The 13,078-nt window shown below is 48.4% G+C and carries 11 protein-coding genes; 5 read left to right on the top strand and 6 right to left on the bottom strand.

Annotated elements, in window-relative coordinates; genetic code table 11:
* Nucleotides 1-37: 37 nt before the first annotated feature.
* The 5 genes from ACXAGC_RS03780 to ACXAGC_RS03760 form a co-directional block, all read right to left on the bottom strand.
* Nucleotides 38-1,246 carry a M56 family metallopeptidase gene (locus ACXAGC_RS03780; RefSeq protein ID WP_474842550.1) on the bottom strand — a complete coding sequence of 403 codons (1,209 nt, stop codon included), beginning with the start codon at nucleotides 1,244-1,246 and terminating at the stop codon, nucleotides 38-40.
* Nucleotides 1,239-1,634, bottom strand: a complete 396-nt coding sequence (locus ACXAGC_RS03775; RefSeq protein WP_474842548.1) for a BlaI/MecI/CopY family transcriptional regulator — start codon at nucleotides 1,632-1,634, stop codon at nucleotides 1,239-1,241. Before ACXAGC_RS03775 ends, ACXAGC_RS03780 begins: the two co-directional genes overlap by 8 nt.
* 204 nt (nucleotides 1,635-1,838) lie before the next feature.
* Nucleotides 1,839-3,557 (bottom strand): bifunctional ornithine lipid synthase OlsF, encoded by a 1,719-nt coding sequence (gene olsF / locus ACXAGC_RS03770; RefSeq protein WP_474842546.1) that lies wholly within the window; start codon nucleotides 3,555-3,557, stop codon nucleotides 1,839-1,841.
* A gap of 127 nt (nucleotides 3,558-3,684) precedes the next feature.
* Entirely contained in the window at nucleotides 3,685-4,485 is an 801-nt protein-coding gene (locus ACXAGC_RS03765; protein WP_474842544.1) for a UDP-2,3-diacylglucosamine diphosphatase, read from the bottom strand.
* Nucleotides 4,486-4,653: 168 nt separating this feature from the next.
* Nucleotides 4,654-4,842: a hypothetical protein gene (locus tag ACXAGC_RS03760; RefSeq protein ID WP_474842542.1), complete on the bottom strand. Its 189-nt coding sequence runs from the start codon at nucleotides 4,840-4,842 to the stop codon at nucleotides 4,654-4,656.
* Nucleotides 4,843-5,279: 437 nt separating this feature from the next.
* Between ACXAGC_RS03760 and ACXAGC_RS03755 the strand changes: the two genes are divergently transcribed.
* Complete coding sequence (locus tag ACXAGC_RS03755; protein WP_474842540.1) at nucleotides 5,280-6,458, top strand: alpha/beta hydrolase-fold protein; 1,179 nt, start codon at nucleotides 5,280-5,282, stop codon at nucleotides 6,456-6,458.
* Between the two features lie 74 nt (nucleotides 6,459-6,532).
* On the opposite strand, the gene rpsT is transcribed toward ACXAGC_RS03755, so the two are convergent.
* Nucleotides 6,533-6,793 carry a 30S ribosomal protein S20 gene (gene rpsT / locus ACXAGC_RS03750; protein ID WP_119501969.1) on the bottom strand — a complete coding sequence of 87 codons (261 nt, stop codon included), beginning with the start codon at nucleotides 6,791-6,793 and terminating at the stop codon, nucleotides 6,533-6,535.
* A gap of 308 nt (nucleotides 6,794-7,101) precedes the next feature.
* Here rpsT and murJ point away from each other — a divergent pair, with 308 nt between their 5' ends.
* The 4 genes from murJ (at nucleotide 7,102) to lspA (ending at nucleotide 13,069) form a co-directional block, all read left to right on the top strand.
* Nucleotides 7,102-8,661, top strand: coding sequence for a murein biosynthesis integral membrane protein MurJ (murJ, locus tag ACXAGC_RS03745; protein ID WP_474842537.1), 1,560 nt, complete (start codon nucleotides 7,102-7,104; stop codon nucleotides 8,659-8,661).
* 90 nt (nucleotides 8,662-8,751) lie between these two features.
* Entirely contained in the window at nucleotides 8,752-9,684 is a 933-nt protein-coding gene (gene ribF, locus ACXAGC_RS03740; protein WP_474842535.1) for a bifunctional riboflavin kinase/FAD synthetase, read from the top strand.
* Nucleotides 9,685-9,738: 54 nt separating this feature from the next.
* Nucleotides 9,739-12,558: an isoleucine--tRNA ligase gene (ileS, locus tag ACXAGC_RS03735; protein WP_474842533.1), complete on the top strand. Its 2,820-nt coding sequence runs from the start codon at nucleotides 9,739-9,741 to the stop codon at nucleotides 12,556-12,558.
* Nucleotides 12,551-13,069, top strand: coding sequence for a signal peptidase II (gene lspA / locus ACXAGC_RS03730; RefSeq protein WP_303573080.1), 519 nt, complete (start codon nucleotides 12,551-12,553; stop codon nucleotides 13,067-13,069). Before ileS ends, lspA begins: the two co-directional genes overlap by 8 nt.
* Nucleotides 13,070-13,078: the final 9 nt, after the last annotated feature.

Genomic DNA, 13,078 nt, shown 5'->3' with positions numbered 1-13,078 from the left:
GGTTTGCCCCAGCTTTGCTCATTCCATTCATAAAACGTTACCGCGTTACGCTGATTTTCTCCATTTCATCTGCGTTTGATGCACGGGTGTTATCAAGACGGAAATCCAGTTGAACCAGTATACCTGTCTGGCGCATGGCTTTACCGCCCTGAACCCGTGGCTTATATTCCCACTGAGACAGCGCAGCTCTTGCACTCTCGTCAAAAACGCCATCAGGAAAGGCATCCACAATTTCAATATTCTCTGTAGTGCCGGTGGCAGAAATATCAAATTTCAATATTACCGAGCCTTCCTGATTGTTTGCGGCGGCTTCAGCCGGGTAGACAGGGTCAATTCGCATAACAGGCTGCGCAAGATTAACCTGTTCTGCTTTCACCGGCGTACCTGCGAGCTTTGCCAGCGCAGTGTTTGCTGTAAAAATACTGATAGCAAGGCAGGTGGCCAGAGTAATTGTTTTATTGCCCGTGGTGGTTTTTTGCATCTGTGTAAGGCGTGTAAGCATGGTTTTCTTTTCTCCGTAAGCGGGGTACAAGGTGTTATTGCCGGTAGTATGCTCAGCACACTGCACAAGTGCTTTTGCATAATGAATTTTGTCTGCCTGAGATTTGTGTCTCAGCACTGCTGCGTCGCATGAAACTTCCTGGCAGGTGCGGAAAGCTGACAGCGCTGCCCAGACCAGAGGGTTGAACCAGAACAGGCTCAGTAATATCAGCGCTAAAGCATTCCACAGGTGGTCGCCCCGGCGCAGATGGGTTTGTTCGTGCTCGATGATCATTGATTGCTGTCTTTCCGTGAACGCGCTGTGGAAAAACGCAGGCATGATCATCTGCGGACGGAGTATCCCGAACAGCAGTGGCGTTGAAACGGCGGGACTGACCAGGTAGTGTCTTGAATGCAGACTTGCTGTTCGGTGTTTGTTTGCGATGTGCCTGGCCAGAGCCACGTAGCGAAAAACAACACTGGCAGCAATCAGGAATGCGCCGGCAGCCCATATGAACAGAAAGGTGTTGCCAGCAGGGCTGGCGATTAAAGAGCCGGTTCCGGTGACATAGCGGCTTACCGGACCAGCCGGTAAGCTCACTGCTGAAGCCGGCAAATTATGGGCAATGAGCACTACGGGTACCAGCAGCCAGAGCTGATACGCCCGGCCGGCGCCTAAAGCAGGAATAAGAAAGCGCACGCTTAAAATCAGAAAAATAAGCGCAACAGACAGTACAACCTGCTGTTGCAGCAACCAGTCAGTCATTGTTCTTCTCCCACTTTTCAATCAATGCTTTCAGTTCATCCACATCCTGTCTGGAAAGACTGTTCTGGTTGGCAAAGCCGGCAACCATTGGCGCAATCTTGCCTTTGAACATCCGGCTGACAAAACTGGCCGTTTCTTTTTTGGTGTAATCTTCACGGGCGATGAGCGGTGTGTACAAATATTGCCGCTTCAATTTCTCAAAGCTGATAACCTGCTTTTTCACTAGCCGGCTAAGCAAGGTTTTGATGGTTTTCTCATGCCATGCTTTACGGGAATTTAAACGTGCAATAATGTCTGCTGATGTCGCAGGGTAGTCATCCCATAATGCATCCAGCACTTCAAATTCAGCGTTTGAAATATCGGGCTTCTGATTTTTATCTTCTGACATTGTTATGTCTCTTATGGATTACGCTTGTAGTCTTAATTTAAGATTACACATGTAATCAATGTGTGCAAGTTTATTTTTCAATCAGCGCTTAATTAAACGGAAGAACACCAGTGACATGCATCAATGCAGAAAGGGAGTGGATAATGAAAAGCCCTGATGAACAGGGCTTTTACAGGCAGGGCATGGTTTTATTGTAGTAACTTGTCAGGCTGATTTCGCCAGTGAAGCATCCTCAAGATAGCGCTTACGCTTTTTGTCAGTGAGGCTGTCAGTATCGACGACGACAAGCCCGTCTATACAGTCATTAAAGTCCGGGTCCACGTTGAAATCAAGAAACGCAACGCCGCCGGCTTTAGTGATCTCAGAATATTGCTTATACAGCGTTGGCACATTGACACCCATATTCGCCAGCAAGTGTTTCAGTTGGGTAAATTCGGCTTTGTAGTCTTCACCCGGGAAGATGTCCTGCACTTCCGGTGATACCTGATAGGGTAGCCGTGATGAAGCACTGCCGAATTTTGCCGGAAAGTGGGTACGGTAAAACTGCACGAGCAAGTCCTTGGCAGGTTGCGGATAAGCGTTGCTTATTGATACTGCTCCGAACAGATACCGGTATTTCGGGTAACGGCTCAGAAATGCACCGATACCAATCCATAAATAATCCAGACTACGTTTACCCCAGTACTGAGGCTGCACAAAACTCCGGCCCAGCTCCAGACCTTCTTTGAACAGAGCGTCGTTGTCATTGCCATAATTGAACAGGGTAGCTGAATACAGGCCTGTGGGATGGCCTTCTTCCGTCAACACGGATGCGTCGCCGAAGCGGTAGGCGCCGGCAATCTCAAGATCGTTTTCATCCCACAGGACAAGGTGGTAGTAGTGGGAGTCATACTGGTCAATATCACGGCGGCGGTTAGTACCTTCGCCCACCGCGCGAAAAGCGATTTCTCTCAGCCGGCCAATTTCCCGCATAATGGGCGAATAGCCCTGATGCTGATACAGGTAAATATGTTTGCCGTCAGCAGTATGACCCAGGTGCTCACATTGTTTAATGGCACGGGTCAGTTCTTTGCGGTCTTCCGGCGTGGCGATGGGAGCCTGAGTGGGCAGTACGCCCTTGCGGTTACCACCGATGCGGTATAAATGACGTTTAAACAGCTTAACCTGCTCTTTCAGAGGCAGGGTGAGCTGGCTGTATGCTTCGTAAGGAACTACCTCGCCAATGCGCATGGGTAAGTGCTTTTTGCGCTGCTTAAACATCTCTTTGACCAGCAGCACAGTTGCCAGAGGTTTGTAAATCATAGACACGCCGTAAAACAACGGCGAGTTTTTAGCGTCAATGTAAACCGGCAGCACTGGTGATTTGGTTTGTCTGGCGATACGAAGGAAACCTGTATGCCAGCGGGTATCACGTACCCCTTGCGGACGAAGCCTGGAAACCTCTCCGGCCGGAAAAATCAGTACAGCCCCGTCACCGTGTAAATGCTTATGTATGGCTTCAAGGTGCTGTTTAGGTGTGCCGCCCTGCATGTTATTAACCGGCAGCAGCATGTTGTGCAAAGGTTCAACGGCCATCAGCATCTGATTGGCGACTACTTTTAAGTCGTGGCGTACTTCACTGACCAGTTTAATTAATGCAAGACCGTCGAGGGTACCAATCGGGTGGTTGGCAATAATGACAACTTTGCCTTCGGTGGGGATACGCTCTTTTTCCACATCACGGGTAGAGTAGCTGATATTAAAGTACTCAAGCACCTGTTCAACAAAGTCTATATCCACGTAGTGAGGATAGGTTTCACTGAACTCGGTCATTTCCCGCTCATGCAGCAGGTGGCGAAGTACAAAAGACAGCGATTTAAATAGCCAGGGTTTATCCGCAACCTGCGGATAATGCCGGGTCAGTACATCATCAACAGTAAACATATTTTATCCCATTGTTTTGAGCGAACGATATCAACTGAGTGTGACGCTTTTTACACAGTTTCATGGCATTTCCGTGACAGAGTGCTTCACCTGCAGGCAGCGTTGCCGCTCAGTTATTATTTGTTAATTAAGCCGCTTTCGTTGCTTTTGAGCGTGGCTTGAACTCGGTAACAGAAGCTTGTGCCTGCATATGATCAATCCAGCTGATAAGCGCCAGATTTCCCTGCAAATCTTCACCAAGGGCAGAGCAGTTTTCTATCCAGTCGCCATCATTGATATAGTGGATTCCATTCTCCATGGTGCTTTCCGGGTGGTGGATGTGGCCGCAAATCACACCATCAAGCCCCATTTTTTTCGCCCTGCCGCAGCAGGCTTCACGGTAACGGCTGATGGCTTCGTTAGCCCCTTTGATATGCTTTTTGATGTAGCCTGCCAGAGACCAGTAGTGGTTGTTGCGCCACTGACGGAAGCGGTTAAACCAGCGGTTGAGGAACAGAAGCAGGTCGTAGCCTTTATCACCAATCCAGGCGTGGAATTTTCCCAGGGTCACATCAGCATCGAACTGATCGCCATGAAGGATAAGGTACTTTTTGCCCTGCAGGGTGGTATGAACATATTCTCTGCGGATCTCTATTTCGCCAAAATCCATTCCGGAGTAAGACTGCAACGGCTCGTCATGATTGCCGGGCAGATACACCACTTTGGTCCCTTCACGGCTCATTTTCATAAATGTATGAAGCACCTGATTGTGCGCCTCAGGCCAGCGAAATTGCCGCGACATCTCCCACATATCGACGATATCGCCAACCAGATAGAGGGTGTCGACGGTGACATTGTTAAGAAAGTCGAGAAGGTATTCAGCTTTGCAATCTTTATTGCCAAGGTGAATGTCAGATAACCACAGTGTGCGGTAGTGAGTGCGTTTCATAGCCGTTCCCAAAGCAGTAACTTTGGAAGGACATCTTAGGATGGTTAATTGACAGTCAGGTGACCGCAGGTTTACAGGTTAGTGAAGGTTGTCTGACAGTATCGTGACAACGGCCTTATGCGAGGAGAAAGAACTGGCCGCATTCGCTGACGCAGCCAGTTTTGCGATTTATCCGGCCATACGGGGGGCAATATCTGCCAGCAGCACTTCTGCACTCTGATATCGTGTGTTTCCTACTTTGCAGTACCCGCCGAATGCATAAAGCGCTTTCAGCTTGCGCTCTACCTGCGGTGTGAGTTCGTCTGCAGACAATTCGTGGGTCTCAATCCCTTTGTTATCATGTACCTGGATTTTCATCGTTGTAATCTCACCTTTGATTGTACAAATGTATTAACTGCACCGGGTTCTTAGCAGGAACTTCCGCCTGTGACACTCAGCATTAAGCTCTTAACACTAACAACCTTAGCAAAATTTCTACCAGCTCAGCTTACTGCTGTTATCACCAGCGAAAGTTCGCCAAAAGTCGCCGAAATGCACGTAATAGTGCGGTCAGGTTCAGCACTGTACCTGACACTAACAAATGAAAATGACGTTTGCGTTGCTACCAGGCAACACACTTTTGTGTAGTTTTTTCGCAGCGGCGGGAATTGCCTCTCGTCAATTTTGCATTATTACCTGTACCTCAGTTACAGTACCACGGTGTCCCGCTCCTATTAAGTAAAGCTATTTAAAACAGGAAAATGCTGCACAACGGGACTTTGCAGAAACAGGATTTACCGGATAAAGGATTATTAATGCAGAACTTGTTTTTTATTTTATTGGCATTGCTCATTACGGGCTATTCGCAATTCTCCTGCGCAGCTGTTCGTGGCAGTAATGAAACGGTGTTGATTGATTCCAAAATTCTCGGTGAAACGAGAGAGCTTCTTGTCCATCTCCCTAACAATTACAGGCTTTATGAAAATAAGCAATATCCTGTGCTGTTTCTTCTGGACGGACAGAGAAATTTAAATCATGTAGCCGGCACACTGGATTTACTGAACCAGTCAAATATGGCGCAAGAGATGATAATCATAGCCATTATGAATACCCACAGAACAAGGGATTTTACACCTACAAGAAATCCTGATTATGACGAGTGGGGAATTTCCGGGGGAGCGGATGATTTCCTTTCATTTATTGGTCAGGAGCTTATTCCTCATGTAGATGAAAATTTCCGCACAAATGGATTACGGATTTTGTCCGGGCATTCGTTAGGCGGGCTACTGACCGTTTATGCTCTTCAGACGAGGCCTGCACTTTTTCAGGCATACTTTGCATTCAGTCCCAGTTTATGGTGGCATGATGAGGTGATTTTCAAGCAAGCACGGGACTTTTATCAGAACACTCCAGAATTGAACAAATACCTTTACGTAAATCTGGGAAGTGAAGACGGACAAATGCAAAGTGCTTTTGAACGCTTTACGTCTTTACTGGGTGAGCGTGTGCCGGATGGTTTTTTCTATAACATGGACTTAGATACTTCTGAAACACACAACACCATCGCGCTTGCCGGACATGCTCTCGCACTGAAGCACTTTAATAATCTACTTTTGCCGGCTCCTGACGTACTGGAAAAGGGAGAGAAGGCGGTTTTGCAATTCTACGTAGACCAGTCAGAGCGGTATAGCTTCAACGCAAAGCCAGTTTATAAAGCAATTAATTATTTGGGTTATAAAGCGTTGGGTGAAAAGGATTTTAAGAACGCGATTACACTATTTCAGAAGAACGTCAGGACTTTTCCCGAAATGGCTGATGCTTATGACAGTTTAGCTGATGGCTACCAGGCAAATGGTGAACTCGACAAAGCATTAAAGATGCGTACGCTGGCTGTGGAAAAAAGTATATCTGAAAATGTGGAGGCAGGTGCGTATAAAACCCGCAAAGCAAACCTGTTGAAATTGATGAGGGGCGGGGAGACTGATAGTCAGTGATAATTCAAAGCTGGGTAAAATTGCAGACATAAAAAAAGCGCCTTAAGGCGCTTTTTACTTCTCGTCAGCTTGTCTTACAGCGCTTTAATCTGCGCAGACAGACGGCTCTTATGACGAGCAGCTTTGTTCTTGTGAATCAAACCTTTGGTTGCCATTCTGTCAAGTACCGGAGTAGCAGCGGCCAGTGCAGCTTGTGCACCTTCTTTATCACCTGCAGCGATAGCGGCAACTACTTTCTTGATGCTTGTACGAGTCATGGAGCGACGGCTGGCATTATGCTGACGACGCTTTTCGGCTTGAATTGCACGTTTCTTAGCAGACTTAATGTTAGCCAAGGTGTAACTCCCAAAATAAATACATGTCTAAAAAATAGGGTGCGGATTATGCTCATCCGGCGACCAAATGTCAAACTATTTTGCCCGACACCTCAGGAAAAATAGTTTTGAGATTGCGCAATAAAGGCATCCCCCGTGAGATGCGCGGATTATAGCAGGGCAAAATGGGGAATTCATCTGTCTGTCATGTTTTTTTCATCTTTAATTCAACACACTGTTACGGTACAGAATTTTTCTCTGCGGAGATTTCGTCAAACCCCCGCTTCCGCTATAGTGGCGGTCTGAATTTTTCAGTTAGCAGGGCGCGCGTGTCAGGAAAGTTATTGAAGTCGGGGATCATTGTCAGTGTGATGACATTTATCTCCCGCATACTCGGGTTGGTCAGGGATGTCGTTGTAGCGAAACTCATGGGAGATGGCGCGGCAGCTGACGTATTCTTCTTCGCAAACAAAATTCCCAACTTCCTGCGACGCCTGTTTGCTGAAGGTGCGTTTGCCCAGGCATTTATTCCTGTGCTCACTGAAGTGCACCATCAAGACGACAAGGCAGAACTGCGGGCTTTTATTGCGAGGGTCTCCGGTACGCTGGGTGCGATTGTTTTTGTGGTAGCCATATTGGGTGTTCTTGCTTCCCCGGTACTCACAGCCATTTTTGGTACAGGCTGGTTCATCGCCTGGTGGCAGGGAGAAGAAGCCGGTGAAAAATTTGAGCTCGCTTCTGTCATGCTTAAAATCACCTTTCCTTATCTAGCCTTTATCACATTAACCGGATTGGCAGGGGCGATTTTAAATACGTTAAACCGCTTTGCCGTGGCCGCTTTTACACCGGTATTACTGAATATTTGTATCATATTATGCGCCTGGTTCGTGGCACCGGCTTTATCCCAGCCGGCTTTTGCGCTGGCATGGGGCGTCTTTATTGGCGGTATCGTTCAGCTTCTATTCCAACTGCCGTTTCTGTACCGGGCCGGATTACTGGTAAAGCCAAAATGGGGCTGGCATGATCCCGGCGTGGTGAAAGTACGCACATTAATGATCCCCGCACTGTTTGGTGTGTCGGTAGGGCAGATCAATCTGCTGTTCGACACTCTCATTGCCAGTTTTCTTGTTACCGGCTCAATCAGCTGGCTTTATTATTCAGACCGGTTGCTGGAGTTTCCACTCGGTTTGTTCGGTATTGCCATCGCAACGGTCATTCTGCCGACTTTGTCGCGCAATCATGTGGCGAACGACCCCAAAGCATTCAGTGGCAACATGGACTGGGGCGTACGTATGGTGTCGTTACTGGGTATTCCTGCTGCTGTGGGTCTGGCATTTATGGCTGAGCCGATTATGACAGTTATTTTCCAGCGTGGTGCTTTCACTGCTGAAACGGCCCGTATGGCATCCTATTCGCTGGTGGCCTATGCCTTCGGACTGGTGAGTTTTATGTGGGTAAAGGTGCTCGCGCCCGGGTTCTTTTCACGCCAGGATACCAAAACACCAGTAAAATTCGGGATCTGGTGCATGATTGCCAATATGGTGTTTAACCTGATTTTCGCTATTCCTTACGGCTACATTGGCCTCGCTATCGCGACCTCTTTGTCAGCCACACTGAATGCCGGTCTGCTTTACACAACACTGCATAAAAACGGTGTGTACAGGGCCAGCAGAGAAACGCTGTTTTTCCTTATTAAGGTGGTGATTGCCAGCACTCTGATGGCGGGTGTCATTGTGTATTTAGATCAGGGTGACGCATTTTATGCGCTGGATTTAACTGCACAAATTTACCATGTGACTCTCACTATTGGCTCCGCTGTAGCTGTTTTCCTCTTCGTTTTGCTTGTTTCAGGTGTCCGCAAACGACACTTTCGGGCATTTGGCGGATAATCTATGCGCAACGATTGGTATTACGGTGCGGGTCGTTTATAATCGCGAGCTTTGTCATTCAGTCTCAGGCTTACAGGAACCCGGCAGCAAGTGGAATTAATTCGCGGTCTTCATAATTTGCGCCCCGATCATAGCGGGTGCGTGCTGACTATTGGCAAGTTTGACGGTGTTCACCGGGGCCATCAGGCAGTACTGGCAAATGTACATGAAAAAACCCGTGAACTCGGCTTGCCCTCTACCGTTATGGTTTTTGAGCCTCAGCCCGAAGAGCTGTTCAGTCCCGATACAGCTCCTGCGCGCCTGAGTACCTTACGGGAAAAATATCAGTTACTGAAAGCACAGGATGTTGACCGTTTATTGTGTGTCCGCTTTGATGAGTATTTTGCCAGTCAGTCTGCAGACACCTTTATCGAAGAGTTGCTGGTTGAGCGTCTCGGCGTGAAATTCCTGGTGGTAGGCGATGACTTCCGTTTTGGCCGTGGTCGCCGAGGTGACTTTTCCATGTTGCAGCGGGCAGGGCAGAGCATGGGGTTTGAAGTCGCAAGTACCCAGAGCTTTATGGTCGATGATTGCCGCATCAGTTCCACAGCAGTGCGTGAAGTACTGGCGGCCGGTGAATTTGAAAAAGCCGGTAACATGCTGGGGCGGCCATTCGTGATAGACGGTCGAGTGGTACACGGTGAGAAAAAAGGGCGCACAATCGGGTTCCCGACAGCCAATGTATTACTGAAACGTTCACGCCCGGCCATTAACGGCGTATTTGCCGTAACCGTGGATGTCAATGACACCCGCTATTATGGCGTGGCCAATGTGGGTTCCCGTCCGACTGTGGCGGGCAAACGCACGCAACTGGAAGTGCATATATTTGGCTATAGCGGTTCGCTGTACGGCGGGCAGATAAAAGTCTATCCGGTAAAGAAATTACGGGATGAAGAAAAATTCGCGTCATTTGACGCATTGAAACAACAGATTCAGCGCGATGCGCAGGCAGCAAGAGCGCTGTTTGGCATTGCCGGCATTTAATTATCAAATTGTTGCGACCTTTCGCAACGGCAGGTGGACGGAAATAACGAGTTTATGAGCGATTACAAACCGACATTGAATTTACCGGAAACGCCTTTTCCTATGCGTGGCAACTTAGCGCAAAGAGAACCGGCGATGCTTAACGATTGGCAGGAAAAAGACCTGTACAAACAAATTCGCGCAGCAAAAGCAGGTAAGAAGCCATTTATTTTGCACGATGGCCCTCCTTATGCGAACGGTGATATTCACATTGGTCACGCTGTAAACAAAATTCTGAAAGACATTATCGTTAAGGCTAAAACCTTATCTGATTTCGATGCGCCTTATGTTCCCGGTTGGGATTGTCACGGTCTGCCCATCGAATTAATGGTTGAAAAGAAAGTCGGTAAGCCGGGCGTAAAAGTCTCTGCGGCTGAGTTTCGTCAGAAGTGCCGCGACTACGCGCAAAAGCAAATCGATGGCCAGATGGCAGATTTTAAACGCCTCGGTGTGTTTGGTGAGTGGGATAATCCCTATAAAACCATGGATTTTAAGTCTGAAGCCGACATCATCCGCGCGCTGGGCAAAATTGCGGACTCCGGACATCTGGAAAAAGGTTTCAAACCGGTTCACTGGTGTACAGACTGTGGTTCAGCACTGGCAGAAGCAGAAGTTGAATATAAAGATAAGGTTTCGCCAGCTATCGATGTGAAATTCCCGGTAGCGGATGCAGACGCAATTGCTGCTGCATTTGGTGTGTCTGCCGGTGACTTAAAAGCGCATAATGCGTCAGCGGTTATCTGGACCACCACGCCATGGACATTGCCTGCCAACCGCGCGATTAGTTTGCATTCTGAATTGACGTATTCACTGGTTGAACTGGACGGCGGCGACTGGATAATTCTGGCGGAAGATCTGGTTGAAAGCTGTATGACACGTTACAGCGTGGAAAACTTTAAAACAGTGGCAACCTGCACGGGCCAGTCACTTGAAAAGCTGACCGTTAATCACCCGTTCCTGGATATCACTGTACCGTTCATTTTAGGTGACCACGTTACTACGGACTCCGGTACCGGCCTTGTACACACAGCACCGGCTCACGGTGTAGACGACTTTAATGTTGGTAAGCAATACGACATCGAAGTTTACAACCCTGTTGCAAACAACGGTGTCTATAATGACGAAACGCCGCTGTTTGCCGGTCAGTTCGTGTTCAAAGCAAACAAACCGATCATCGAAAAGCTCGAAGAGAACGGCAACCTGCTGCTGAATATCAATTATGAGCACAGCTATCCCCATTGCTGGCGCCATAAAACGCCAATCATTTTCCGTGCTACGCCTCAGTGGTTTATCAGCATGGATAAAAAAGGTCTGAGAAAAGCGTCTCTGGAACAAATTGAGAAGACAGAGTGGATCCCTGAGTGGGGCCAGAACCGCATTGAGAAAATGGTAGAGGGTCGTCCTGACTGGTGTATTTCACGTCAGCGTACCTGGGGTGTGCCTATCCCACTTTATGTACACAGTATTTCCGGTGAATTACACCCGGAGACTGCTGCTATCATCGAAACGGTGGCGCAAGCTGTTGAGCAAAAAGGAATACAGGCCTGGTGGGATCTGGACGATGCTGCACTGTTAGGTGCTGATGCTGAGCAGTATGAAAAGGTGACTGATACGCTGGACGTATGGTTTGACTCTGGTGTAACGCATTATTTTGTTGTTGAACGTCGTGACGATATTCCTGCCAGCGCAGACTTGTACCTTGAAGGTTCTGACCAGCACCGTGGCTGGTTCATGTCGTCTTTAATGACCTCCACAGCTATGTATGGTCACGCTCCTTATAAAGAAGTGCTGACGCACGGTTTCACTGTGGACGCGCAGGGCCGTAAGATGTCCAAGTCCATCGGTAACGTGGTCGCGCCGCAGCAGGTCACAAACAAGCTGGGCGCAGACATACTGCGCTTGTGGGTAGCGTCGACTGACTATCGCGGCGAAATCGCGGTGAGCGATGAGATTTTAAAACGTGCTGCTGATGCGTACCGCCGGATCCGTAACACCGCCCGTTTCCTGCTGGCTAACCTGAATGGTTTCGACCCGGTTAAAGATGCGGTTGCACCGGACAATATGGTTGCTCTGGATCGCTGGATCGTTGCCCGCACTGAAAAGCTGCAAAATGAAATCATTGAAGCGTACAACAATTACGACATGCTGGTGGTATCACAAAAACTGACTCACTTCTGTTCAATTGAACTGGGCAGTTTTTATCTGGATATCATTAAAGATCGTCAATACACGGCGAAAGGGGATAGCAATGCCCGTCGTTCGTGCCAGACTGCGTTGTACCACATCATCGAAGCACTGGTTCGCTGGATGGCTCCGGTCACCAGTTTCACCGCCCAGGAAATCTGGGATGCGTTACCCGGTGAGCGCAGTGAATTTGTATTCACTGAAGCCTGGTACGAAGGCCTCGCTGGCTTTGCGACAGAAGGCGGCTTCGACGATGCTTACTGGCATAAAGTGATGACAGTGAAAGACGCGGCCAACCAGGCGATGGAGCAGGCGCGTAAGGACGGTCAGTTAGGTGGTTCACTGGAAGCGAATATTAAACTGTTCGCAGATGACGCACTGAAATCTGTACTGGACAAGCTGGAAGATGAACTGCGTTTCGTCCTGATTACTTCCGGTGTTGAGCTGTTGCCGTTAAGCGAAAAAACAGACAGCGCGAAAGCCACAGAGCTGGATGGCCTGTTCATTGAAGTGACGAAGAGCAGCGGTGAAAAATGTGTTCGCTGCTGGCATCACCGTGATGACGTGGGCAGTTACGAAGCACACCCTGAATTATGCGGACGTTGCGTAACTAACGTCGACGGTGAAGGGGAAAATCGTCAATATGCCTAAACTGTTGACTGATACCGGCCTGCGCTTTTTATGGATAAGTGCTGTCGTGGTGGTACTGGACTTATGGAGCAAGTACGAAGTTATCGGCAAAATGGCATTGTCTGAGTCCATTCAGATATTGCCGTTTTTCAACTTAACTTATGTACGTAACTACGGTGCCGCGTTCAGCTTTTTGCATGATGCCTCAGGCTGGCAACGGTGGTTTTTTACCGCTATTGCAGTAGGGGTGAGTGCCGTTATTCTATGGTGGCTGAAACAGGCCGGAAAAGGACAGAAGCTGTTACCGGTGGCGTTTTGTTTTATTTTGGGTGGTGCCATAGGTAACGTTTATGACCGGCTGGTTCACGGTTTCGTTATCGACTTTTTAGACTTTTATGTTGGTCAGTCACACTGGCCGGCTTTTAACCTTGCAGACAGCGCCATTTTTATTGGTGCTGCCTTACTGGTGTGGGACATGCTTACCAGTAAAGATGAAAGCAATGCGTCTGACAGCGCCGGTTCAAATTCGTAACAGGAGCAC

It is taken from the genome of Alteromonas sp. AWJ4_197 (genome assembly GCF_056160285.1).
This window is presented reverse-complemented; position numbering and strand designations above follow the sequence as displayed.